At 46.1% G+C, this 25,754-nt stretch carries 17 protein-coding genes, 4 tRNA genes, 3 rRNA genes and 1 other annotated feature (1 of these 25 running past the window's edge); of the genes, 16 read left to right on the top strand and 8 right to left on the bottom strand.

Annotated elements, in window-relative coordinates:
• Positions 1-52, bottom strand: a sequence feature (Phe leader region); it reaches 70 nt to the left of the window's first position.
• 108 nt (positions 53-160) lie between these two features.
• The 3 genes from hpf to QMY49_RS12105 form a co-directional block, all read right to left on the bottom strand.
• A complete protein-coding gene (gene hpf / locus QMY49_RS12115) occupies positions 161-487 on the bottom strand; it encodes a ribosome hibernation-promoting factor, HPF/YfiA family (RefSeq protein ID WP_005447957.1) in 327 nt (108 codons plus the stop codon).
• 360 nt (positions 488-847) lie between these two features.
• The gene (locus QMY49_RS12110; protein ID WP_009697650.1) at positions 848-2,332 is read right to left on the bottom strand and encodes an MltF family protein; all 1,485 of its coding nucleotides are present in this window, start codon (positions 2,330-2,332) and stop codon (positions 848-850) included.
• A gap of 121 nt (positions 2,333-2,453) precedes the next feature.
• Positions 2,454-3,182, bottom strand: a complete 729-nt coding sequence (locus QMY49_RS12105; protein ID WP_005447960.1) for an outer membrane protein assembly factor BamD — start codon at positions 3,180-3,182, stop codon at positions 2,454-2,456.
• 136 nt (positions 3,183-3,318) lie between these two features.
• Here QMY49_RS12105 and rluD point away from each other — a divergent pair, with 136 nt between their 5' ends.
• From rluD to QMY49_RS12040, 13 genes are all read left to right on the top strand, one after another.
• Positions 3,319-4,296 (top strand): 23S rRNA pseudouridine(1911/1915/1917) synthase RluD, encoded by a 978-nt coding sequence (rluD, locus tag QMY49_RS12100; RefSeq protein WP_005447961.1) that lies wholly within the window; start codon positions 3,319-3,321, stop codon positions 4,294-4,296.
• 1 nt (position 4,297) lies between these two features.
• Positions 4,298-5,026, top strand: a complete 729-nt coding sequence (gene pgeF, locus QMY49_RS12095) for a peptidoglycan editing factor PgeF (RefSeq protein WP_017190120.1) — start codon at positions 4,298-4,300, stop codon at positions 5,024-5,026.
• A 146-nt stretch (positions 5,027-5,172) separates the two neighbouring features.
• Positions 5,173-7,746 (top strand): ATP-dependent chaperone ClpB, encoded by a 2,574-nt coding sequence (gene clpB / locus QMY49_RS12090; RefSeq protein WP_005447963.1) that lies wholly within the window; start codon positions 5,173-5,175, stop codon positions 7,744-7,746.
• Between the two features lie 562 nt (positions 7,747-8,308).
• Positions 8,309-9,860 (top strand): 16S ribosomal RNA (locus tag QMY49_RS12085).
• A 134-nt stretch (positions 9,861-9,994) separates the two neighbouring features.
• A tRNA-Ala gene (locus QMY49_RS12080) sits at positions 9,995-10,070 on the top strand.
• A gap of 40 nt (positions 10,071-10,110) precedes the next feature.
• Positions 10,111-10,186: transfer RNA gene (locus QMY49_RS12075), tRNA-Glu, on the top strand.
• 265 nt (positions 10,187-10,451) lie between these two features.
• A 23S ribosomal RNA gene (locus QMY49_RS12070) occupies positions 10,452-13,341 on the top strand.
• A 91-nt stretch (positions 13,342-13,432) separates the two neighbouring features.
• A 5S ribosomal RNA gene (rrf, locus tag QMY49_RS12065) occupies positions 13,433-13,549 on the top strand.
• Together the 16S, 23S and 5S rRNA genes with 4 tRNA genes alongside form the textbook arrangement of a ribosomal RNA operon.
• A gap of 68 nt (positions 13,550-13,617) precedes the next feature.
• A tRNA-Asp gene (locus tag QMY49_RS12060) sits at positions 13,618-13,694 on the top strand.
• Between the two features lie 35 nt (positions 13,695-13,729).
• Positions 13,730-13,806 (top strand) — tRNA-Trp (locus QMY49_RS12055).
• A gap of 446 nt (positions 13,807-14,252) precedes the next feature.
• Positions 14,253-14,585: a DUF1904 domain-containing protein gene (locus tag QMY49_RS12050; protein WP_005445267.1), complete on the top strand. Its 333-nt coding sequence runs from the start codon at positions 14,253-14,255 to the stop codon at positions 14,583-14,585.
• Between the two features lie 12 nt (positions 14,586-14,597).
• A complete protein-coding gene (gene mepA / locus QMY49_RS12045; RefSeq protein WP_258456292.1) occupies positions 14,598-15,437 on the top strand; it encodes a penicillin-insensitive murein endopeptidase in 840 nt (279 codons plus the stop codon).
• A 337-nt stretch (positions 15,438-15,774) separates the two neighbouring features.
• Entirely contained in the window at positions 15,775-16,083 is a 309-nt protein-coding gene (locus tag QMY49_RS12040) for a hypothetical protein (protein WP_005445270.1), read from the top strand.
• Between the two features lie 41 nt (positions 16,084-16,124).
• On the opposite strand, the gene QMY49_RS12035 is transcribed toward QMY49_RS12040, so the two are convergent.
• From QMY49_RS12035 to rdgC, 3 genes are all read right to left on the bottom strand, one after another.
• On the bottom strand, positions 16,125-16,379 hold the full coding sequence (locus QMY49_RS12035; protein WP_005445273.1) for a YfhL family 4Fe-4S dicluster ferredoxin: 255 nt from the start codon (positions 16,377-16,379) through the stop codon (positions 16,125-16,127).
• A gap of 2 nt (positions 16,380-16,381) precedes the next feature.
• A complete protein-coding gene (trhP, locus tag QMY49_RS12030) occupies positions 16,382-17,782 on the bottom strand; it encodes a prephenate-dependent tRNA uridine(34) hydroxylase TrhP (RefSeq protein WP_283311714.1) in 1,401 nt (466 codons plus the stop codon).
• Between the two features lie 166 nt (positions 17,783-17,948).
• A complete protein-coding gene (gene rdgC / locus QMY49_RS12025; protein WP_005445276.1) occupies positions 17,949-18,863 on the bottom strand; it encodes a recombination-associated protein RdgC in 915 nt (304 codons plus the stop codon).
• Positions 18,864-19,087: 224 nt separating this feature from the next.
• Between rdgC and phoB the strand changes: the two genes are divergently transcribed.
• The 3 genes from phoB to QMY49_RS12010 are packed head-to-tail and all read left to right on the top strand — an operon-like array spanning position 19,088 to position 22,081.
• The gene (gene phoB, locus QMY49_RS12020; protein ID WP_005424836.1) at positions 19,088-19,777 is read left to right on the top strand and encodes a phosphate regulon transcriptional regulator PhoB; all 690 of its coding nucleotides are present in this window, start codon (positions 19,088-19,090) and stop codon (positions 19,775-19,777) included.
• A gap of 40 nt (positions 19,778-19,817) precedes the next feature.
• Positions 19,818-21,116: a phosphate regulon sensor histidine kinase PhoR gene (phoR, locus tag QMY49_RS12015; protein ID WP_005445279.1), complete on the top strand. Its 1,299-nt coding sequence runs from the start codon at positions 19,818-19,820 to the stop codon at positions 21,114-21,116.
• Positions 21,116-22,081 (top strand): PstS family phosphate ABC transporter substrate-binding protein, encoded by a 966-nt coding sequence (locus tag QMY49_RS12010; RefSeq protein ID WP_049535718.1) that lies wholly within the window; start codon positions 21,116-21,118, stop codon positions 22,079-22,081. Before phoR ends, QMY49_RS12010 begins: the two co-directional genes overlap by 1 nt.
• Before the next feature lie 34 nt (positions 22,082-22,115).
• On the opposite strand, the gene ppx is transcribed toward QMY49_RS12010, so the two are convergent.
• Positions 22,116-23,621 carry an exopolyphosphatase gene (ppx, locus tag QMY49_RS12005; protein WP_239211027.1) on the bottom strand — a complete coding sequence of 502 codons (1,506 nt, stop codon included), beginning with the start codon at positions 23,619-23,621 and terminating at the stop codon, positions 22,116-22,118.
• Entirely contained in the window at positions 23,605-25,695 is a 2,091-nt protein-coding gene (gene ppk1 / locus QMY49_RS12000; RefSeq protein ID WP_017188514.1) for a polyphosphate kinase 1, read from the bottom strand. The genes ppx and ppk1 overlap by 17 nt, the downstream gene beginning before the upstream one ends.
• Positions 25,696-25,754: the final 59 nt, after the last annotated feature.

Raw genomic sequence — 25,754 nt, 5'->3', positions numbered from 1 at the left:
CCTCCAACTATGGAAGGAAAAAGAAGTCAAAAAGAAACAGGTTAGTTGAGTGCATAAATAGTGCTTAATTTGTGAGTGTTTAAACACAATAAGCAAGCAGGCGGGGAGCGTCAAGCAAAAAAATAGCGCCTTTCGGCGCTACTTCCTCAATCTGGACGTTTTACTCTTCTTCTTCCACTAGCTCAGGCTTATTCGCACGTCGAGCTTCAGGTTTGTGGGTCAGCTTATTCAGTTGTCGTTCTAGTTTTTGCTCCACTTCATTAATAGCTGCGTAAAGATCTTCGTGAGTTGCTGAGGCGATTAGCTGGCCTTTAGGAACTTTAATAACGGCTTCGAATTTCTTCTGTTTGTTTGGTTCCTCGCTGAATGTTGCTTGGCATCCAATGATGTCTACTTGCCATTTCTCCAGCTTTTTAAATTTGCTCTCAATATGAGCGCGGATTGCAGAGGTGATTTCGATGTTTTTACCAGTAATGTTCATTGTCATAAATGTTTTTCCTCTGTTTCATCCCTCATGGGTTGAGTTCAGATTACCGCTTTGAGGAGAAAAGAATGTGATCTAGATCGCTTTTTTGGATGGGTTTTTCGAGATGAAAAATGAATGTGATCTCACTCAAGAACTGCTGAGATTTATGTGAAAATTGCTTGTTATCGGATTCGAAATCATTAGATTGGATAGAGTACTGAGCTGAAAACTAACCCGTTTTTAGGGGAGTTATACGGCCTGTAATTCTAGTTAGTTAAAAATTAACCAGATCAAAGATGTGAATCAGATCACTCTTAAAGTGCACAATAAGTTAGATTCAAAAACGCCGCTCAACAAATGAGCGGCGTTTTTGGTTTCTAGCTAGTGTGTTTTCAATTGAGGCGTTTGGCTGACGCTGCGCAATGGCGTCATAAAGACAGGGTCATCAGGCACAAGCAGAACATTATCGAGAGTTTTTGCTAGGTCGAGACTTTCTAACTGTTTGTAGATCACGTAGTAGCGGTTCACATTCGTTACGTACCTGATGGTTTCCCCTAAGCTTCTACGTGTTACGACCTCCACATTATTGAACCATACATTCGGATCGTAACCTTGCTGAGCGGCACGTTTACGCATTCTCTCAATGTTTCCAGGTCCAGCATTGTATGCAGCTAACGTTAAGTAGAGCTTGTTCTCTTTAGTTATGTTGCTATCACTGAAGTAATACCGGCGAAGAAACGCTAAGTATTTCACCCCTGCATGAACGTTGTTCTCTAGATTACGGACATTCTTAATGTTCACATTAGGGTCACTCGCCGTACTCGGTAAGATTTGCATAATACCAACCGCACCACGGCTTGATACTAGACTGTTATCGAACCCTGATTCCTGATAGGCCACCGCTGCGATGAGGAGGTAGTCAAAGTCGTACTTCTCCCCATACTTAGCAAACAGTGATGAGAGCTTTTCAAGCTGAGCAATCTTTTTGGGGTTCAGTGCTTTGTTGAGCCAATTGGTGTTATCGATGTATTTTCCATAAATGACGTTGCCCAGTAGTGTTCCTGACTTGGAAGTTTGGATGAACTTGTTGACCGCTTTTCTTAGCTCCGGGCTGTTATGGCGCATGGCCCAACCAATTTCACCCCCTTCTCTAATCGGAATCTTGGTGTGTGCTCGGATGTCATCCATAAAGTTCATCCACAGCTTGGCTTTGTGGCTATCAAGTACGATAGCTTTGATATAGCCATTGTTTAGCATTCCTACCAGTTCATAGTCTTGCAGCGTCTCTTCAATAAAGTGCACCACCACTGGTGGTAAGCCTTTTTTATTAAGCTGTTTGTTTAATACCTGAATGCTCTCGAAATAACTTGAACTGGCACGAACCCAAATTTCTTTGCCACTCAGTTGTTCAATCTTCGTCATTGCTGGTGTTTTTTTGTTAGTGATGACCCATTCTTCAATCCCTGTAATAGCAGGATCGCTAAAATCGACCAGCTTCTTGCGTGCATCGGTAATGGTGAGATTGGCAACCACTAAATCCCCTAAACCTTGCTCAAGAGAAGGTAGCAACTCATCGCGTGAAACTGGGATAATTTGAATGTTGAGTTTTGGTTTGAGCTTACGGAGCTCTTTTTCGAAATGAGCCAATAGTTCTGCACCAATGCCTTTTGGTTCTCCACCTTCTATGTAATAGAAACCAAGGTCGGCAGACACTAATACGCGTAAAACATTTTTCTCTTTAATGACATCCAGATCCCCCGTGTAAGGTGGTTGTCTAAGAGGGGAGAGCTCAAGAGAAAAGCTCGATGCTGAGAGTAGAAGCAGCAATCCTATCCATAACTTTGATAATGTCACGTTCACATCCATGTTGATGGTGAAGGAGAACTTTAAGCATAAGTAGCGCTCAAAAAATCATCAAGTTAGCGGGTGGAGCAAAAATAAGAAGGGAAAACAAAACCGCCACAGTTTGAGCTGTGGCGGTTGAGGATTAGTTTGCTGGGTTTAGCTTGATAAGCTCTTCCGTTCTGGCAACGGCGTCATCCAGTTTCAACTGTTTGTAAGCTTCTAGTTGAATCTCAAGCGACTTGCGAGCTGCTTCTGTATCAGGGAAAGTCTTTTGAAGCTCTTGAGAACGGTTAATCGCCGCAATCCAAGCTTCACGACGCAAGTAGAAATCTGCTGTCGCAAGATCGTAGTTTGCAAGACGGTTCTTCAGCGCCACCATGCGTTTCTGTGAATCTTCCGCGTATGGGCTGTTCGGGTAACGCTCTAGCAGTTTTTTGAAATCATCAAATGCTTTCTTAACGGGCTCTGGGTCACGGTCACTGCGATCAACGTTAAATAGGTCATGCATGAAGTTACGATCTTGTGCCATGTGGCTCAAACCACGCATGTACAATACCCAGTCCATTTTTTCATGAGTCGGGTTCAAACGCATAAAGCGAGAAATAGTTGCTAGACCGAGTGCTAGGTCGTCGTTTTTGTAGTACGCGTAGATAAGGTCAAGTTGTACCTGCTCAGAGTAGGCACCAAACGGGTAACGCGAATCCAAAGCTTCTAATTTCTCGATGGCAGAAAGCCAGTTACCGCTTTGCAGAGAAGTTTGCGCGTCTGCATACAGTTCAGAAGGTGGCACATCAGGAACGATTTCTTCTTTGCTTGCACAGCCAAACAGAAGGGATACCGCTAAAAGGCCTGTTAAAGTCTGATGTTTCATATCAGGAGTCTGTTCCTTGAATCTAAATATTTCTTAAGCTGCCGTTACTTTCTTTCCAGTAACAGATACAATGACGTAATAGTCTATTTTTCCACAGTCGTGAGCATTAGTCTCACAGTTTTTAAAAAAGTTCGATATGGCTCAGCAGATTGTTTTAACCAACACCGTAAAAGATAGCCAGTTAGGTCAACGTTTAGACCAAGCTATCGCCGAATTGTTCGCGGACTTCTCTCGTTCTCGCTTGAAAGAGTGGTTGCTTGACGGGAAGGTACAAGTGAATGGTGAAGTTGTCACTAAACCTCGCACCAAAGTAATGGGTGGTGAGGAAATTACCTTGCAAGCCGAGCTGGAAGATGAAGAACGCTGGGAAGCACAAGATATCCCGCTAGATATCGTCTACGAAGATGAAGATATCATCGTAATCAACAAGCCTCGTGATTTTGTTGTACACCCAGGAGCGGGTACACCAGACGGCACAGTACTAAACGCATTGCTGCATCACTACCCAGACATCGCCGAAGTACCTCGTGCAGGTATCGTACACCGTCTAGATAAAGACACCACTGGTCTGATGGTGGTTGCGAAAACTGTTCCGGCACAAACTCGTCTGGTTCGCGCTTTGCAAAAACGTAACATCACCCGTGAGTACGAAGCGATTGCAATCGGTCGTATGACAGCGGGTGGTAAAGTGGATCAGCCAATTGGCCGTCACTCGACTAAGCGTACGCTAATGGCAGTTGCGCCTCTGGGTAAACCGGCGGTAACGCATTACCGTGTTGCAGAGCATTTCCGTGAACACACACGTATCCGTCTTCGTCTAGAAACCGGTCGCACGCACCAAATCCGTGTTCATATGTCTTACCTACAGCATCCGCTACTCGGTGATACTGCTTATGGCGGTCGTGCTCGTATCCCAACAGGTGCATCGGAAGAGCTAACAGCCATGATTCGTGGTTTTGATCGTCAAGCATTGCACGCGGTAATGCTACGTTTCGAACATCCTATCACTGGTGAAGAGCTAGAGTTCCACGCTCCAGTTCCTGATGACATGGTAGAGATGACAGAAGCGCTGCGTAAAGATACAGAAGAGTTCGGTCTACCTGACGAGTTCTAATATGAAGACGATTGTTCCCAATTGGTCCGCGCCGAAAAATGTTAAAGCTTTCGCCTCTACAAGAGTCGGAGGCTTTTCGACTTCGCCATATCAAGGGTTGAACCTTGGTACGCATGTTGGGGATGATGCGTCTATAGTAGAGAAGAACCGTAATTGGTTGGCGCAACAAGCGAATATGCCAAATGCGCCAATTTGGTTGAATCAAACTCACTCTACTGTGGTAGCTCAAGTAAGCACACCAACAACACAAGTACTTGACGCTGATGGTGTGTTTACTTCTTCAAATAATATTGTCTGTTCTGCGATGACTGCAGATTGTTTACCTGTTCTATTAACCAATACACAGGGCAGCCAAGTGGCAGCCGTGCATGCTGGTTGGCGCGGTTTAGCAAATGGTATTGTTGAAAATGCACTAGCGCTATTTTCTGGTGAAGTAATAGCGTGGCTTGGTCCTGCAATTGGACCTCAAGCATTTGAAGTGGGTGAGGATGTCTTACAATCCTTTTTAGATTTTGATTCTCAAGCGCATCAAGCATTTACACCTCGTAATGTTGAAGGTAAGTGGCTGGCTGATATGTCCAAGCTTGCAACTCAACGTCTTAACAAAGCTGGGGTCACTCAAGTATTTGATTCCGGATTGTGCACTTTCCAAAATAGAGAAGATTTTTACTCATATCGTCGTGATGGTGTGACGGGTAGACAAGCGACTTTTATTTGGATCGAGGACTAACCACTACAACCCAAAAGTACAAAGATGCATAGCTTCATTTTTGCAAAGCTATCTTTATTAATTCTCTCCCTTGAAATTCCCTCTCTGCGTATCCATCTTTCTAACTGTCAAAAGAATTTTCTTCAGTTGAGGTTAGGAAGGAAGATATGCGTCTTGATAGATTCACAAGCAAGTTTCAAATCGCTATCTCTGATGCTCAGTCACTAGCGTTAGGGCGCGATCATCAATATATCGAACCAGTGCACCTAATGGTGGCATTGCTTGATCAGAACGGTAGCCCAATTCGTCCACTGCTAACAATGTTAGATGTCGACGTGACTCATCTACGCTCTAAATTGAGCGAAATGTTAGATCGACTGCCTAAAGTCAGTGGCATCGGTGGTGATGTTCAGCTGTCTAGCTCTATGGGTACGCTTTTCAATTTGTGTGACAAAGTGGCTCAAAAGCGTCAGGACTCCTACATTTCCTCCGAAGTCTTCTTGCTTGCAGCATTAGAAGACCGTGGTCCACTTGGTCAGTTATTGAAAGAGATGGGCTTGACCGAGCAAAAAGTGAGTCAAGCGATCGAAAAGATCAGAGGTGGCCAAAAGGTTAATGACCCGAATGCGGAAGAACTTCGACAAGCGTTGGAAAAGTTCACCATAGACCTTACTGAACGTGCAGAGCAGGGTAAGTTGGATCCGGTTATTGGTCGTGATGACGAAATTCGTCGTACCATCCAAGTATTGCAACGCCGTACTAAAAACAACCCTGTAATCATTGGTGAACCAGGTGTTGGTAAAACAGCAATCGTAGAAGGTTTGGCTCAGCGCATCATTAATAATGAAGTTCCAGAGGGGCTACGTGGTCGCCGAGTGCTTTCATTAGATATGGGCGCACTTGTTGCGGGCGCGAAGTACCGTGGTGAATTTGAAGAGCGCTTGAAGTCGGTATTGAATGAACTAGCCAAAGAAGAAGGCAACGTCATTCTGTTTATTGATGAGCTTCATACTATGGTTGGCGCAGGTAAAGGTGAAGGCTCTATGGATGCCGGTAACATGCTAAAACCAGCGCTGGCTCGTGGTGAACTTCATTGTGTGGGCGCTACAACACTAGATGAATACCGTCAGTATATAGAGAAAGATGCTGCACTTGAGCGTCGTTTCCAAAAAGTGCTGGTGGATGAGCCAAGTGTTGAGGATACCATTGCAATTCTGCGTGGTTTAAAAGAACGCTATGAGCTTCACCATCACGTAGAAATTACAGATCCGGCGATTGTTGCGGCGGCTAGCTTGTCGCATCGTTATGTTTCTGATCGTCAACTACCCGACAAAGCGATCGATTTAATTGATGAAGCCGCTTCTAGTATTCGTCTACAAATTGACTCTAAACCAGAGTCGCTAGACAAACTTGAGCGCAAAATCATTCAACTGAAAATCGAACAGCAAGCGCTGAGCAACGAGCATGATGAAGCGAGTGAAAAACGTTTGGATGTGCTTAACGATGAGTTGAACGAGAAAGAGCGTGAGTATGCAGAGCTTGAAGAAGTGTGGAATGCTGAAAAAGCAGCACTATCAGGTACGCAACATATTAAAGGTGAGTTAGAACAAGCTCGTATGGATATGGACTTTGCTCGTCGTGCTGGTGACTTAAACCGTATGTCTGAGCTGCAGTATGGACGTATTCCTGAATTAGAAAAGCAATTAGACCTAGCAACTCAAGCAGAAATGCAAGAGATGACGCTACTGCGTAATAAGGTTACTGACAATGAAATTGCAGAAGTGCTTTCTAAGCAGACGGGTATTCCTGTTTCAAAAATGCTTGAAGCAGAAAAAGAGAAATTACTCCGTATGGAAGATGTTCTGCATAAACGTGTCATTGGCCAGGCTGAAGCGGTTGAGGTGGTATCGAATGCTATCCGTCGTAGCCGAGCTGGTTTATCCGATCCAAATAAACCAATTGGTTCCTTCTTATTCTTAGGTCCAACAGGCGTAGGTAAAACAGAGCTGTGTAAGACACTCGCTAGCTTCATGTTTGATAGTGAAGATGCCATGGTACGTATCGATATGTCAGAGTTCATGGAGAAACACTCTGTGGCAAGGCTGGTTGGTGCGCCTCCGGGTTATGTCGGCTATGAAGAGGGGGGCTACTTAACTGAAGCGGTTCGTCGTAAACCTTATTCCGTCATCTTATTAGATGAAGTAGAAAAGGCTCACCCTGATGTGTTCAATATTCTACTGCAAGTATTAGATGACGGACGCTTAACTGACGGACAAGGTCGTACGGTGGATTTCCGTAACACGGTCGTCATTATGACATCGAACTTAGGTTCGGCTCGTATTCAAGAGAACTTTGCTACTCTGGATTACCAAGGAATCAAGAATGAGGTGATGGATGTTGTAAGCAAACACTTCCGTCCGGAATTCTTAAACCGTGTTGATGAAAGTGTCGTCTTCCACCCACTAGGTCAAGAACACATTAAATCTATTGCGTCTATTCAACTAGAACGTTTGGCTAAACGTTTAGAAGAAAAAGGCTACCAATTTGAGGTATCTGATAAAGCCCTCGATTTGATCGCCCAAGTTGGCTTCGACCCAGTATATGGTGCACGACCTTTAAAACGTGCAATTCAACAGAATGTAGAAAACCCATTAGCGAAGTCGATTTTGGCTGGAGAGATATTACCAGACAAGAAAGTACAGCTGATTGTTAGCAATGACCAAATCATTGCTCATCAATAATTGCATTGATGCACTGAAAAGTGGGATAAAGTTCAAACTTTAGGGGGCGATAGCCCCCTTTTTAATACACTTTTATTGAGTTTTGTTTGTTTTCTATACGAACGAACTAAAAAGCCAAGTTTTTTTGAAAAATAGGCTTGTGTTCCTTAGGGAACTCCCTATAATGCGCCTCCGTTGTCACAGGAAAGCAAGCTAAGCGAAACCAAGATGACAAGGTCAGTGAGTTAGAAGTTAACTCACAGAGAAATAACTTAAAAAAGTGTTTGACACGGCAAGTTATCTCGCTAAAATGACCGTCCACTTTGAAGAGAACTTCAAAGTCTGCTCTTTAAAAATAAGAACCTATCAATCTGTGTGGGCACTCGTTGATGATAATCCAATTAGAAGCTTCGGCTTCAAATTAGGTTTCAATGAAACGAAGTGACCAATCAAGTCTTCGGACTTGGCACAGTCAATTCATTATCGTTCTGTTGGAACGATAATAGCTTTAAAATTACATTAGTAGTTTTGAAGTCAGTATTCATTGAGCCTCTCCCTATTTATTTAGGGGATCAAAAACTTTAAATTGAAGAGTTTGATCATGGCTCAGATTGAACGCTGGCGGCAGGCCTAACACATGCAAGTCGAGCGGAAACGAGTTATCTGAACCTTCGGGGAACGATAACGGCGTCGAGCGGCGGACGGGTGAGTAATGCCTAGGAAATTGCCCTGATGTGGGGGATAACCATTGGAAACGATGGCTAATACCGCATAATACCTTCGGGTCAAAGAGGGGGACCTTCGGGCCTCTCGCGTCAGGATATGCCTAGGTGGGATTAGCTAGTTGGTGAGGTAATGGCTCACCAAGGCGACGATCCCTAGCTGGTCTGAGAGGATGATCAGCCACACTGGAACTGAGACACGGTCCAGACTCCTACGGGAGGCAGCAGTGGGGAATATTGCACAATGGGCGCAAGCCTGATGCAGCCATGCCGCGTGTGTGAAGAAGGCCTTCGGGTTGTAAAGCACTTTCAGTCGTGAGGAAGGTAGTGTAGTTAATAGCTGCATTATTTGACGTTAGCGACAGAAGAAGCACCGGCTAACTCCGTGCCAGCAGCCGCGGTAATACGGAGGGTGCGAGCGTTAATCGGAATTACTGGGCGTAAAGCGCATGCAGGTGGTTTGTTAAGTCAGATGTGAAAGCCCGGGGCTCAACCTCGGAATAGCATTTGAAACTGGCAGACTAGAGTACTGTAGAGGGGGGTAGAATTTCAGGTGTAGCGGTGAAATGCGTAGAGATCTGAAGGAATACCGGTGGCGAAGGCGGCCCCCTGGACAGATACTGACACTCAGATGCGAAAGCGTGGGGAGCAAACAGGATTAGATACCCTGGTAGTCCACGCCGTAAACGATGTCTACTTGGAGGTTGTGGCCTTGAGCCGTGGCTTTCGGAGCTAACGCGTTAAGTAGACCGCCTGGGGAGTACGGTCGCAAGATTAAAACTCAAATGAATTGACGGGGGCCCGCACAAGCGGTGGAGCATGTGGTTTAATTCGATGCAACGCGAAGAACCTTACCTACTCTTGACATCCAGAGAACTTTCCAGAGATGGATTGGTGCCTTCGGGAACTCTGAGACAGGTGCTGCATGGCTGTCGTCAGCTCGTGTTGTGAAATGTTGGGTTAAGTCCCGCAACGAGCGCAACCCTTATCCTTGTTTGCCAGCACTTCGGGTGGGAACTCCAGGGAGACTGCCGGTGATAAACCGGAGGAAGGTGGGGACGACGTCAAGTCATCATGGCCCTTACGAGTAGGGCTACACACGTGCTACAATGGCGCATACAGAGGGCGGCCAACTTGCGAGAGTGAGCGAATCCCAAAAAGTGCGTCGTAGTCCGGATCGGAGTCTGCAACTCGACTCCGTGAAGTCGGAATCGCTAGTAATCGTGGATCAGAATGCCACGGTGAATACGTTCCCGGGCCTTGTACACACCGCCCGTCACACCATGGGAGTGGGCTGCAAAAGAAGTAGGTAGTTTAACCTTCGGGAGGACGCTTACCACTTTGTGGTTCATGACTGGGGTGAAGTCGTAACAAGGTAGCGCTAGGGGAACCTGGCGCTGGATCACCTCCTTATTCGATACGGATAGTTTGCTTTCACTTTTAAAAAGTGAAGACAAATGAGTCACGATGAGTGTCCACACAGATTGATATGGTTTAGATTTCAGAGCAAAGATTGGTTCTGCATAAAATGCTGAAGCGATTTATGTGGGGCTATAGCTCAGCTGGGAGAGCGCTTCGCTGGCAGCGAAGAGGTCATCGGTTCGATCCCGATTAGCTCCACCACTAGCTACATTGTTTTGTATTTTGCAAAGCATTCTACAGTGTCCCGTTCGTCTAGAGGCCTAGGACACCGCCCTTTCACGGCGGTAACAGGGGTTCGACTCCCCTACGGGATACCATCTTTAAACATTCTCTCTTGAGAGTTTTTAAAAATGGTTACTTCATTAGAAGTGATTAGCTCTTTAACAATTTGGAAAGCTGACAAAACAAACTTTTAAGTTTGTTTGTAAAGTTCTCAATGTTTGTCTTTATGACAAACACCAATACAACACATTCAAGTGTTCTTGGAATTTGAGTCCGGCAAAATCGAGTCTGCATCATGTATAAAAATTGCAGACAACTTTGGTGACTTGTTCATCAACTCGAAACTCCTTCGGGTTGTATGGTTAAGTGACTAAGCGTACACGGTGGATGCCTTGGCAGTCAGAGGCGATGAAGGACGTATTAACTTGCGATAAGCCCAGATTAGGTAGTAAAAACCATTTGAGTCTGGGATTTCCGAATGGGGAAACCCACTAGCATAAGCTAGTATCGCTGCGTGAATACATAGCGCAGCGAAGCGAACCGGGGGAACTGAAACATCTAAGTACCCCGAGGAAAAGAAATCAACCGAGATTCCGAAAGTAGCGGCGAGCGAAATTGGACTAGCCCTTAAGCTTTTTATGCGTCAGGTGAAACTTCTGGAAAGTTGTGCGATACAGGGTGATAGCCCCGTAACCGGCAACGCATATAAAGTGAAATCGAGTAGGGCGGGACACGTGATATCCTGTCTGAATATGGGGGGACCATCCTCCAAGGCTAAATACTACTGACTGACCGATAGTGAACCAGTACCGTGAGGGAAAGGCGAAAAGAACCCCTGTGAGGGGAGTGAAATAGAACCTGAAACCGTGTACGTACAAGCAGTAGGAGCACCTTCGTGGTGTGACTGCGTACCTTTTGTATAATGGGTCAGCGACTTATATTCAGTGGCAAGGTTAACCATCTAGGGGAGCCGTAGGGAAACCGAGTCTTAACTGGGCGTTCAGTCTCTGGATATAGACCCGAAACCAGGTGATCTAGCCATGGGCAGGTTGAAGGTTGAGTAACATCAACTGGAGGACCGAACCGACTAATGTTGAAAAATTAGCGGATGACTTGTGGCTAGGGGTGAAAGGCCAATCAAACCTGGAGATAGCTGGTTCTCCCCGAAAGCTATTTAGGTAGCGCCTCGGACGAATACTACTGGGGGTAGAGCACTGTTAAGGCTAGGGGGTCATCCCGACTTACCAACCCTTTGCAAACTCCGAATACCAGTAAGTACTATCCGGGAGACACACGGCGGGTGCTAACGTCCGTCGTGGAGAGGGAAACAACCCAGACCGCCAGCTAAGGTCCCAAATTACTACTAAGTGGGAAACGATGTGGGAAGGCTCAGACAGCCAGGATGTTGGCTTAGAAGCAGCCATCATTTAAAGAAAGCGTAATAGCTCACTGGTCGAGTCGGCCTGCGCGGAAGATGTAACGGGGCTAAGTAGTAAACCGAAGCTGCGGCAATGCACTTTAGTGCATTGGGTAGGGGAGCGTTCTGTAAGCGGTTGAAGGTGTGTGGTAACGCATGCTGGACGTATCAGAAGTGCGAATGCTGACATGAGTAACGATAAAGGGGGTGAAAAACCTCCTCGCCGGAAGACCAAGGGTTCCTGTCCAACGTTAATCGGGGCAGGGTAAGTCGACCCCTAAGGCGAGGCCGAAAGGCGTAGTCGATGGGAAACGGGTTAATATTCCCGTACTTCTTACAATTGCGATGGGGGGACGGAGAAGGCTAGGTGGGCCTGGCGACGGTTGTCCAGGTTCAAGTGCGTAGGCTTAAGAGTTAGGTAAATCCGGCTCTTTTTAAGGCTGAGACACGACGTCGAGCTACTACGGTAGTGAAGTCATTGATGCCATGCTTCCAGGAAAAGCCTCTAAGCTTCAGATTGTAAGGAATCGTACCCCAAACCGACACAGGTGGTCGGGTAGAGAATACCAAGGCGCTTGAGAGAACTCGGGTGAAGGAACTAGGCAAAATGGTACCGTAACTTCGGGAGAAGGTACGCTCTCGACGGTGAAGTCCCTCGCGGATGGAGCTATTGAGAGTCGCAGATACCAGGTGGCTGCAACTGTTTATTAAAAACACAGCACTGTGCAAAATCGTAAGATGACGTATACGGTGTGACGCCTGCCCGGTGCCGGAAGGTTAATTGATGGGGTTAGACTTCGGTCGAAGCTCTTGATCGAAGCCCCGGTAAACGGCGGCCGTAACTATAACGGTCCTAAGGTAGCGAAATTCCTTGTCGGGTAAGTTCCGACCTGCACGAATGGCGTAATGATGGCCACGCTGTCTCCACCCGAGACTCAGTGAAATTGAAATCGCTGTGAAGATGCAGTGTACCCGCGGCTAGACGGAAAGACCCCGTGAACCTTTACTACAGCTTGGCACTGAACATTGACCCTACATGTGTAGGATAGGTGGGAGGCTTTGAAGCACAGTCGCTAGATTGTGTGGAGCCGTCCTTGAAATACCACCCTTGTAGTGTTGATGTTCTAACGTTGACCCCTAATCGGGGTTGCGGACAGTGCCTGGTGGGTAGTTTGACTGGGGCGGTCTCCTCCCAAAGCGTAACGGAGGAGCACGAAGGTGGGCTAATCACGGTTGGACATCGTGAGGTTAGTGCAATGGCATAAGCCCGCTTGACTGCGAGAATGACGGTTCGAGCAGGTGCGAAAGCAGGTCATAGTGATCCGGTGGTTCTGAATGGAAGGGCCATCGCTCAACGGATAAAAGGTACTCCGGGGATAACAGGCTGATACCGCCCAAGAGTTCATATCGACGGCGGTGTTTGGCACCTCGATGTCGGCTCATCACATCCTGGGGCTGAAGTCGGTCCCAAGGGTATGGCTGTTCGCCATTTAAAGTGGTACGCGAGCTGGGTTTAGAACGTCGTGAGACAGTTCGGTCCCTATCTGCCGTGGGCGTTGGAAGATTGAAGGGGGCTGCTCCTAGTACGAGAGGACCGGAGTGGACGAACCTCTGGTGTTCGGGTTGTGTCGCCAGACGCATTGCCCGGTAGCTAAGTTCGGAATCGATAACCGCTGAAAGCATCTAAGCGGGAAGCGAGCCCTGAGATGAGTCTTCCCTGATACTTTAAGTATCCTAAAGGGTTGTTCGAGACTAGAACGTTGATAGGCAGGGTGTGTAAGCGTTGTGAGGCGTTGAGCTAACCTGTACTAATTGCCCGTGAGGCTTAACCATACAACACCCAAGGGGTTTTGATGGACTCAATGTAAGAACATTGAATGTGTGTAAGTAGAATTTAAAACAGCTTTCCAGATTAAAGAATTTGCTTGGCGACCATAGCGATTTGGACCCACCTGATTTCCATTCCGAACTCAGAAGTGAAACGAATTAGCGCCGATGGTAGTGTGGGGCTTCCCCATGTGAGAGTAGGACATCGCCAGGCTTGTATTTTATTTTCACTTTTTATGAAAAAGTGAAGACAAAAACTTAGACTTTAGGTCTAACCAGTGCGGAGCGGTAGTTCAGTTGGTTAGAATACCGGCCTGTCACGCCGGGGGTCGCGGGTTCGAGTCCCGTCCGCTCCGCCACTTATTCGAGAGTCGTCTCATTAAACACGAATTACAGGGGTGTAGCTCCAATTGGCAGAGCAGCGGATTCCAAATCCGCGTGTTGGGAGTTCGAATCTCTCCACCCCTGCCATATTTAAGGCTCTAGCAGAAATGCTAGAGCCTTTTTCGTATATGAAGGAAAGAATACCAGTCTAGCTGGAAGAGTAGCAGATTCCCCTAATGCCTAAATAGTGCGTGTTGGGAGCTGAGCCGCCAGCCCGCTTGGTAGCAAGTCATATCGAATTTCCGGAGTGCCGGTCCAATCTACCCCTGCCACCTTGTAAAGCCTCAGCAGAAATGCTGGGGCTTTTTGCGTTTTTGTCTTTTCAGACTAACTCAGAGTGCTTGCTCGATAATTTACTCGAATCTGTGAGTTGCCAGCCTAGTTCTTCTGGGATCTTCTAAGTCTTCAACAGAAGCCCTGAAGCTTCTCCGCATCTTCGTTATTTAAAGTGAGTGTTGCCAGAAGCTAACGTGATAAGAGGTCGACTTCCTGTTATTATCGGCGCTGAATTCTAATAATTAGGAAGCAAGTCTATGCCACATCTTCGATTTAGAGCGGTCGAGCCACAAGCGGTTCAAGCGCTATCAAAACCACTTACTGACGAACTACAGCCTCTTATGGACTGCCCTCGCGAAGATTTTACGTTCGAATATATCTACAGTACATTTTTCAGCGAAGGTGAGGTAAGTGCTGCTTATCCTTTTGTTGAAGTTTTATGGTTCGATCGCGGTCAAGAAACGCAGAACAAGGTTGCAAAAGCAATTACTCAACAAGTACGTGGTATTGTCGGCGAAGATATCGATGTTGCGGTAATTTTCTCTGCACTCTCTCCTAAAGGCTACTATGATAATGGTGACCACTATTAAGGAATGAGCGTGATGAAGCTGAGTCTTTCTTTTTGTTTAAGTTTTCTATTCTCAGCTTCTCTTTATGCAACTCCGTGGGAGCAGGTCTCTGGTCCCACAAATAACACTTCTTCCTCTATCGGCAGTTATGCTAATGGCTGTCTAGATGGCGCATCTCCACTTCCTTTGGATGGTATTGGTTACCAAGTGCTACGTAGCAAAACGAAGCGTTACTATGGGCACCCACATACGATCAATTTCATTCAAGAACTAGCAAAAAAAACGAATCAAAATTTAAGCACAACGTTGTTGGTCGGTGACTTGTCATTGGCTCGTGGCGGGCGTTTCTCTTCTGGACATTCTAGTCATCAAACAGGTTTAGATATCGATATCTGGTTGCGTCTAGTCGATGAACCTTTGTCGTACAATGAGCTCCAGCTGCCTAAACCAATGAGCGTAGTTGATCTTAAAAAATATAAGATTTTGGAAAACCGTTGGGAAACTCGACACTTTGAACTGATTCGTAGCGCAGCGCAAAGTGAGGATGTAGCTCGTATTTTTGTTCACCCGGTGATAAAAGAGCAACTTTGTAAGCAGGAAGGGGAAAAAGACAGAGGGTGGTTACGCAAAGTTCGCCCTTGGTGGGGGCATCATTATCATTTCCACGTTAGATTAAACTGTCCGGAGTCGAGTGCTAATTGCATCAACCAGGCTCCTCCTCCAGTGGGTGATGGTTGTGGAGCTGAACTTGCGAGTTGGCAACCTAAAGCTACGCCACCTCCCGTGGCTAAAAAGACCATCAAAACTACGCCCAAGCCTAAGAAGAAAAAGATAATGCCTGCACAATGTCAGCCATTGCTTACTAAGAAGTAAAGGGTAATTCCTTCCTATCAAGCTGCGATTAAACCTACTAGGTATCTCCATTATGAAACTGGAGAAAGATCATTCTTTTGTCTACAGTGAATAATACCAGTATAAAAACTAACCTAATTAGTTTTGGTGGCATATTACAGAAATCTAAATTAAACAAAGGGTTATGTGGTTTTTCTTGTAGTTATAACTCTGGTTTTACAAAGATCTTTTCGTCGCGATTCTCTGGTTTCTTAGCAATATGTCTGTTGGTTGGTGAAAGACAAATAGCAACGCAGACAAGTGTATTGAGGTGGGTATGGAGACTTTCCCCATCTAAGAGTTAATCAAGGACAAAACCATGACTATGATTTGTGCAAAAGAATTTGCAGAGTGGTTAAGACACAGATTTAGCAGTGAGAATAAGGGAGTCTATCTGACTCGAGAGGATGTTAATCACCTGACAGGACGTCAGCGTCTTGACCCGGGATTTGTTAATGATGTGCATTACGAACTAATGCAATATGGGATGGCTTTCGTTACGGATACGAGTCGAGAGAATTTCTATTTGATACCTGTCTCACAAGCTGAAAATTGGCGTGAAAGGCTAGAGTATCATTTCGAGAAAGAGCTCTTCTGCAACATTATTCCTATCGAGAAATCAGGTTAAAAAAAGGTTCAACTTTGAGCGCAAAGTTGAACCTCTTTCAATTACGCTAGCCCTTGAATAATCACGAACTTCTCTAGCAATTGCTCTTCAGTCTCGACATGATTTGGGTCGGTAATAATGCACTTCGTAATTGGACACACCGACTGACATGTTGGTTTTTCGTAGTGACCTTTACACTCTGTGCATAGAGCAGGGTCAATTTCGAAAATGCTGTCACCCATAGTAATTGCACCATTAGGGCACTCAGGGTCACACATGTCGCAGTTGATGCACTTATCGGTAATAAGTAGTGCCATGATTACTTACCAGTTGGGTTACGGGTATCCTGACCTGCATTTAAGTTACGCATCAACAGACTGTATTCCAGATCCATGTCTTCTGGAACCGGGATAAATACAAAGTGGCCGTTACCTTTTGCGTCTTCAATTGATTCTGACTTACGGTTTTCCATAGCTTCTAGCGTGAAGATTACGTTGCCTTTTGGCGTCATTAGCTCAAGGCTGTCACCAACGATGAACTTGTTCTTCACTTCAACTTCTGCCATGTCACCGCGACGTTTGCCAGTGAATTCACCAACAAATTGTTGTGCGTCAGATACAGAGTAACCGTAATCGTAGTTCTGGTAGCTGTCGTGAGTGTGACGACGTAGGAAACCTTCTGTGTAGCCACGGTGAGCTAGGCTTTCTAGCGTACCCATTAGGCTCTCATCGAATGGACGACCAGCAACTGCGTCATCAATCGCTTTGCGGTAAACCTGAGCAGTACGTGCACAGTAGTAGAATGACTTGGTACGGCCCTCGATCTTCAATGAGTGAACACCCATCTTAGTTAGACGTTCTACGTGTTGGATTGCACGCAGGTCTTTCGAGTTCATGATGTAAGTACCGTGCTCGTCTTCGAACGCCGCCATTTTTTCTTCTGGACGGTGACTTTCAGAAAGCAATACCACTTCGTCAGTTGGTTTGCCGCGACCGATAGTGGTTTCTGGGCGTTCGTCTGCGACTTCGATTGCTTGAGCTTCGTTTGGATCGAACGCTTCAACAATTTGACCGGCGTCGTTTTCTTTACCTTCTTCGACTTTATATTCCCAACGGCATGCGTTAGTGCAAGTACCTTGGTTAGGGTCACGCTTGTTGATGTAACCGGACAGTAGGCAGCGACCAGAGTAAGCCATGCATAGAGCACCGTGAACGAAAACTTCTAATTCAGTTTCAGGACAATGCTCGCGAATTTCTTCGATTTCTTCTAGAGAAAGCTCACGAGAAACGATCACGCGCTCAACACCGTTAGCAGCCCAGAATTTAACAGTTGCCCAGTTTACTGCGTTCGCCTGTACAGACAGGTGAATTGGCATTTCTGGGAACGCTTCGCGAACCATCATGATGAGACCTGGATCAGACATGATAAGTGCGTCTGGACCCATTTCTACCACTGGTTTAAGGTCACGGATGAAAGTTTTAAGCTTAGAGTTGTGCGGTTGGATGTTGCATACCACGTAAAGCTTTTTGCCTAGGGCATGCGCTTCGTTGATACCGATTTGTAGGTTTTCGTGGTTGAACTCGTTGTTACGTACGCGAAGGCTGTAGCGAGGTTGACCAGCGTATACTGCATCTGCGCCGTAGGCGAATGCGTAACGCATGTTTTTAAGGCTACCTGCTGGAGATAGTAGCTCTGGTACGAATGCTTTCTCTGTTGTCATTGCTCAATTCTCTTAATATCTGATCACAAGTCAGGCCAATTCCACCTCATGGAAATGGGGCGCAAATTTTACGTCAAAATGTGACCTGTGACTAGGAGAATTATGGTTTGGATAAACAAACGCCCTCAAAAAAAGTGAGGGCGTTATGGTTGATCTTTGTACGAAATTAAGCGTTAGGGTTTGGCAGACCGCCCAATGCTTCGTATAGATTTGGTAGGAAAGCGCTGAACTCGCCACACATTAGAGAGAAGTCTGCGTCGAAGCGAGCAGCCTGATCTTCGCGTGGGATATCATCGTTTTGGTCTTTTAGTTCATCAGAGAACTTCAGACGTTTGATGCCAGAATCTTCTGCCATGATGAATTCGATACGATCTTGCCAGTTCAGTGCTAGCTTAGTCACCACTTTATCTGCAGCGATGTGGTTGCGGATTTCATCGGTTGTAAGCTCTTGCTTCTTACAACGAATCACGCCGCCTTCTTCTAGCACAGACTTAAGCTCTGCTTCGTCCATCATTGTGATGCCTTGTGGTGTATCACCAGTTTTTACCCATTCAGTTAGAGTTGTTTCGATCGCAACTTCTGGGATTGCTGGTACAACAGGCAGGCTACCCATTGTCTTACGTAGTAGTGCCAATACGTCTTCTGCTTTTTTGTAGCTGCTTGCATCAACAAGGATGAAGCCTTCTTTTGGCATAATCAGCACGTAAGTGTGGCTGCTACGGCTGAACGCACGTGGCAGGAGGTCCATTACGATGTCATCTTTCAGGTTGTCTTTCTCTTTCTTTTTAAGAGGACGACCTTCCTGTGCTTCCATTGCTTCTACTTTTGCATTTAGTGAGTCTTTGATCACTGAAGCAGGCAGCATTTTTTCTTCTTTCTTAGCGCAAATCAGAATGCGGTTTTCAGAAACGTGCGTCATCATGTCGCCATTTCTACCCATCGCGCTAACCCAGCCAAACTTTTGCTTATCTTGGCTTCCACAAGGGGTGAATCGGAACTCGGCTAGTTGAGTTTCCAGTTGATCGGCGTTGAAGTTAACCTCGCGGTTAACGCGGTATACCAGACAGTTTTTAAACCACATAAATCTTCTCTAGGCTTGATGACAAGGGACTAATCATAGGGAATTTTCCCGGCGTTGTCCTAATTGAATTGAAAAAGATCATGATGAATCTCAAAAGAAAGTTATATGAAAATTTGTTTTCAAAGGTCACAAAAGTGTCATAATTGGTAGTAATAATGCTTATGCATAGAGGGGCGCTTTGTCCTTTAAATTCATTAGCTCAACTAACATAAGGTTATTCAATTATGTCTAGAAGGATTCTGGTTGTTGAAGACGAAGCTCCGATTCGTGAAATGCTATGCTTCGTGCTTGAACAGAAAGGTTATCAAGCAGTAGAAGCAGAAGATTACGACTCTGCGGTAACCAAACTGGCTGAACCCTTCCCGGATTTAGTGCTACTAGACTGGATGCTACCAGGTGGCAGTGGTATTAACTTCATCAAACACATGAAGCGCGAAGAGTTAACTCGCAACATTCCCGTTGTGATGCTGACAGCTCGTGGTGAAGAAGAAGACAAAGTGCGCGGCTTAGAAGTTGGCGCGGATGACTACATCACCAAACCTTTCTCACCAAAAGAGTTGGTTGCTCGCCTTAAAGCCGTTATTCGCCGCGTAACACCGACTGCGCTCGAAGATGTGATTGATGTACAAGGTCTGAAGTTGGATCCTGTTTCTCACCGTGTGACCGCAAATGATGAAGCGGTTGATATGGGACCAACAGAGTTCAAAATGTTGCACTTCTTCATGACGCACCAAGAGCGTGTTTACAGTCGTGAACAACTACTAAACAATGTTTGGGGCACCAACGTGTATGTAGAAGACCGTACCGTTGATGTACATATTCGTCGTTTGCGTAAAGCGCTTGAGGCCGCAGGTCACGACAAACTCATCCAAACTGTTCGTGGCGCAGGATACCGTTTCTCGACGAAGGCATAACATCGCTAGCAGCTTATCAATACCATTTCTGGAGTAATGAGTGGTTGAAAGATTGACTTGGAAAAAGCTGGCCTGGGAGCTGGCTTTTTTTTACACCCCTTGGGTGATAATAGGTTGGATATTCGGTTATATGCCGTGGTTGCTTTTGGCGGCCACGGCTTTGCAGCTTGTATGGCATTTGCATAATCAGGTGCGCTTGTCGGCTTGGCTGTGGGATGAAAAGCGTCTTACGCCACCGTCAGGTAGTGGCAACTGGGAATCGTTATTCAACGGTTTATACCGATTGCAACAACGTCAGCGTCGTAAGCGTAAAGAGCTTACCAATTTGATTCGCCGTTTCCGTAATGGTGCTGAATCGCTGCCGGATGCGGTGGTGGTGTTTCGTGCTGAAGGTAACATCGTATGGTGTAACAAGCTCGCGCAACACCTTTTGGGTTTCCACTGGCCGGAAGATTCTGGGCAACCTATTTCTAACCTCATCCGTACTCCAGATTTTATTAAGTACATCAACAAGCAAGACTTCTCTGAGCCGCTAGAAATGCGCTCACCATTGAACGTTGAACGTATGTTAGAGCTGCGTATCGTGCCTTACACCGAAGGGGAACACTTGATGGTGGTGCGTGATGTGAGCCAACTTAAACAGCTTGAAGGTATGCGTCGTAACTTCTTCGCCAACGTATCTCATGAACTTCGTACACCGATGACGGTACTGCAAGGCTATCTTGAGATGACAGAAGATCCAGATATGATTGTTGGTCCAATGTGGACGAAAGCGCATGGGGTGATGACAGAGCAGCTCAACCGCATGAACAGCTTGGTTAATCAGCTTCTGACGCTGTCTAAGATTGAAGCGGCACCAATGCATGAGTTGGAAGATGTGGTCAATGTCCCTAGCATGTTAGAAGTGCTAGAGAAGGAAGCGGTAAGCCTAAGTGGTGATGATCAACATCAGTTGAAGTTCGACGTGGATTCTAGTCTGCGCGTGCTCGGCGATGATGACCAACTGCGTAGTGCGATCTCTAACTTGGTGTACAACGCAGTGAAATACACACCACCTGGTGCACACATCAACGTTCGTTGGTATCAAACCGCGCAAGGCGCTTGTCTAGAGGTTGAAGACAGCGGTGATGGTATTGAACCACAACACTTACACCGATTGACCGAGCGTTTCTATCGCGTCGATAAAGCCCGTTCACGCGATACTGGTGGCAGTGGTCTAGGCTTAGCCATCGTTAAGCACGCGTTGAGCCACCATGACTCTCATCTCGAAATTTACAGTGAAGTTGGTGTCGGCAGTAAGTTCTCCTTCATCCTACCAAGTCGTTTGGTGGTGAAGTAATGAGTGTTGTATCCAAAGCTATCAAGAAAATCACTCTAGCTACGTTAGTGCTTTCCTGCGTGGCTGTTGCACAAGATAAACCGTTGCCGAATTATCAAAAGACGACTGGCATAGCCGGTAACTTATTGTCTGTCGGCTCTGATACGCTAGCGGGCATGACCACGCTTTGGGTGGAAGAGTTTAAATCTATCTACCCGAACATTAATGCTCAGGTACAAGCGTCTGGCTCATCGACTGCGCCACCGGCGTTAACGGAGCAAACTGCGCAATTCGGTCCAATGAGTCGCTCTATGCGTATGCGTGAGATCGAAGCATTTGAGCGGGTGCATGGTTACAAACCAACGGCGCTTCGTGTTGCGATTGATGCGATTGGTATTTTTGTGCACCAAGATAATCCAATCAAAGGGCTTAATTTCCATCAGTTGGATGCGATGTTTTCCGCGACTTTACGCTGCGGCGAAAGTGAGTTCATCACCAACTGGCGTGAGTTAGGCATCAAAACTGAGTGGGCAAAACGTAACTTGCAGCTGTTTGGTCGTAACTCGGTATCGGGTACGTACGGTTATTTTAAAAGTAATGCCTTGTGTGGCGGTGATTTTAAAACTCGTGTGAACGAGCAACCGGGATCGGCGTCAGTGGTGCAGTCTGTGGCATCAACGATCAGTGGTGTAGGTTATTCAGGCGTAGGCTATCGCGTGGCGGGTGTTCGTTTAGTCCCAATTGCGAAAACAGGCACTGATTACGTTAGCCCTGTACGTGAAAATATCATCTCAGGTAAGTACCCACTATCGCGTTATCTTTATGTATACGTGAATAAACATCCTGATTATCCGCTAAGCCCAATTGAAGCTGAGTTCATTCGCTTTATGTTCTCAGCTCAAGGGCAAGCGCTGGTCGCGAAAGACGGTTATGTTCCCATTACTGCCGATTTCGCTGCAGAGGAATTAAAAAAGGTCGGTTTATAAGCCGACCTTTTTCTTTATCTCATTGAGTTCGTAGTTAGAAGTTCAATGTCCATCCTGCGCTTTCCCAGCGTTGCTGTTCTTCCTGCAAATCTGCATCGAGCAGTTTGTTATTCTCCAACCAATCTTCCTCTGCGCAGGTAAGTACCCACTTATCTTCTTCTATCGATAATGTCAGCTCTGGTAGCGGGTCATCATTGCGTTGACCGTTGACCACAATCGCTAGACGCAGAATCTTAATTAAGTTGATGATGTCACTCTCTTTGTAGAGGTTAAACTCTGGGAACTCATTCAACTTGAGGGATTTACGTTGGAAGCGAGCTAAAGTCGCCAATACCAATTGCTGCTCGCGGTTAAAGCCGGGCAAGTTTGAGTGCAGCAGAATGTAGAATGAGTGACGATGGAAACCGCGCAGACTGATGCTCAAGCCGACTTCATGTAGCAAAGCCGCCCATTCCAATAAATCAAACAACTCACTTTTCTTCTTGATACCTAGTTCAGAACGAACATTGCACAGCATCTCTCTTGCATGACCTTTTACGCGTGCAGCGTGTTCGATATCAACGCGATGCTGTTTTGCTAGGTTTTCTGTGGTGCGCATACGAATATCAGAACGAGCGAAGCGTTCTTCCATCTCGTAGAGCAGACCTTCACGTAATGCACCATCCGAGAAGAACATCTGGTTGATTTTTAGTGATTGGAAGATGGCAGATAAAATGGCTACACCAGCGGCAAAGACTGGCTTACGTTCGTCGGTCAGACCAACTAGTTCAATATCATCAATGGACTCAAATTCGCACAATGTGTCGATGAGCTTACCCAAACGCTTATTGGTGATCAGCCCATCTTCATGACCCAATCCAATCAAGACTTCGCGAATCGCTTTAATAGTACCTGAAGAGCCGAGGGCAATATCCCAGCCTTTCTTGCGGTATTTTGCAGCAATGGACTCCATGCGTTGCTCTGCGGCGAGAATCGCTTTGCTGAAGTTCTTCCGTGACAGTTTGCCATTATTGAAGAACTGCTCGGTAAAACTCACACAACCCATTTGCTTACTGTTGAGAAGCTCTGGCTCAAACTCTTGACCAATGATCATCTCGGTACTGCCGCCACCGATATCGACAACTAACTTGGAGTTAGACTCCGCTTGGGTGTGCGCGACGCCGAGATAGATGAGGCGAGCTTCTTCTTCGCCCGGGATGATTTCAATTGGGAAAGGCAGCACCTCTTTGGCCCGTTTGATAAAGAGGTGGGCATTGTTAGCGCGCCTTAAGGTGTGGGTGGCTGCAATTCTAACGTTTGAAGCTTCAAAGCCTTGCAAGCGTTCGGCGAACATCGCGAGGCACTCAAGACCTCGCTCCATTGCAGCATGGCTAAGATTGAGCTCTGAATCGAGTCCGGCAGCTAAGCGCACTCGCTGTTTATGGCGGCTGACTAATTGCAGGTCACTTCCAACAACTTTCGCCACCACCATATGGAAGCTGTTCGACCCAAGGTCAATGGCTGCAATATGGCGTACATCTTGTTCAAGTATTTGAGGCATCTGCTTTTTGTTTTCTTGTTTGCTTCTCTATATTTTTAAGATAGTCGTAGATGGCAACTTGTGAGCGAACTTTTTTACGATTACCTCGTGGTACGTAGCTGTTGCTCATCTCCTTATCTATCAAACGAGCCTTTACTGTATCGGTAAAGTGAATGTTAGTTATATCAATAATTCGCTGTTTCAAACGTGGATCACGAACCGGAGCGGCAACTTCAATACGATGATCGATATTTCGCGTCATCCAGTCCGCTGATGAGATATAAACCTGCGGGTCGCCATCATTGTGGGTGATCACGACACGAGGGTGTTCGAGGAAACGGTCAACAATACTGATGATGCGAATGTTCTCGCTCACGCCTTCAATACCAGGGACGAGTGAGCACATACCGCGGATGATCATATTAATTTTCACCCCAGCATTGCTTGCTCCATAAAGTTTATTGACGATGCCTTTGTCGACTAAGTTATTCACTTTGATCGTCAGTGCTGCTTTCTTGCCGGCTTTTGCGTTGGCAATTTCACCGTCAATCAGACGGTAGAGTTGTTTACGCGAATTGCGTGGTGAAACAATGAGGTGATTAAACCTTACAGGACGGTATGGGTTCTCTATATAACCAAAGACGTTACGGACTTCATTGGTAATTTCTTGATCTGCAGTTAGCAGAGCGAAGTCAGTGTAGATACGTGCGGTTTTCTCGTGGAAGTTACCTGTTCCTATATGCGCGTAACGTACGATTTCACCTTCTTCGCGGCGGCTAATCAAGAGCAGTTTTGAGTGAATTTTCAAACCCGGTGCACCAAAGATAACGTGCACGCCTGCATCGGTGAGAACCTTTGACCACTCGATATTGGCTTCTTCATCGAATCTGGCTTGCAGTTCCACCACCACTGTTACGCTTTTGCCATTGTGCACCGCATCGATCAGTGAGTTCATCAAGCGCGAATCTTTAGCAACGCGGTAGATATTAATCTTGATCGCCAATACTTTTGGATCGAAGGAAGCTTGGCGAACCAATTCAGAGATGTGATCAAAAGTGTGATAAGGGTAGTAAAGCAAAATGTCTTTGGCTTTGATCGCATCGAAACTGTTGGCATAGCCTTCGAAGTCGGCACATTTCATCGGTGGCATGGGTTTGTTTTCTAGGTACTCACGACCAACATTTGGGAAGCCAATGAAGTCTTTAAAGTTGTGGTAACGACCACCGGGAATCAAACTGTCGTAGTTGGAGATTTGCAGTTTGCTGCACAAGAAATCGAGCATCTCTTGCGGCATTTCACGCTCGTAAACAAAGCGCACTGGCATGGCAGTCAAGCGTTGGTTCACCCCTTCAGACATCTGTTCAAGCAAGCTGTATTCGATCTCTAGGCGTAAATCGTATTCGGCATCGCGGGTCATCTTCATCGCGTAGCCATTTAGCTCGTCATAATCGAAGAAGCCTTTAAACAGCTCATCCAGACAGTAACGGATGATGTTGTCGAGCAGAATGATGGTCTTGCGACGTTTGCCTTTTTGCTCCGGAACCATAACGAAGCGGGGTAGGTGGTCAGTTGGGATTTCGAGTAAAGCGTATTGGGAATGATCGTCTTTGCGCAGATCGACGGTAATGTAGGCGTATTCGTCTTTAAGAAACTGCAACACATCGATGTCATCTTTAATCAAAAGCGGAGTGATGTGTGGCATGACTTCTTTGCGAAAGTACTTGGTGATCCAGCGTTTTTGCGTGTCGTCCAGTTGGTTTTCGTTAACCAAGAAAATGCGGCGTCGCGCCATTTCTCGGATCAAATCACCGTACAGTTCATCAAATTGTTCGTTCAGCCTCAATGCTTTGGTTTGCATCTTAGTTAACAAGTGCTTAGAGTTATCGCTTCCACCTCGTTCTTGGTTGATCAAGATCCGACGTTTTACGTCTGCAAAGCGAACCTTGTAGAACTCATCTAAGTTATTGGAAAAGATCCCTAGAAAACGAATACGTTCGATCAGGGGGACGGTTTTATCAGCGGCTTCTTGTAATACTCTCTCGTTAAAAGACAACCAACTAAGTTCTTTTTCTATATAGAGTTTTTCTGCGCTCATAACCTTACCTAGCCTAAAATGAAGTAAATCCGCACTCATCTGTGGGATAAAAAAGATGA

Origin of the sequence: Vibrio harveyi, assembly GCF_030060435.1 — a bacterium.
Lineage (GTDB): Bacteria > Pseudomonadota > Gammaproteobacteria > Enterobacterales > Vibrionaceae > Vibrio > Vibrio harveyi.
The sequence above is the reverse complement of the archived record's forward strand: the minus strand, read 5'-3'. Positions and strand labels throughout refer to the sequence as shown.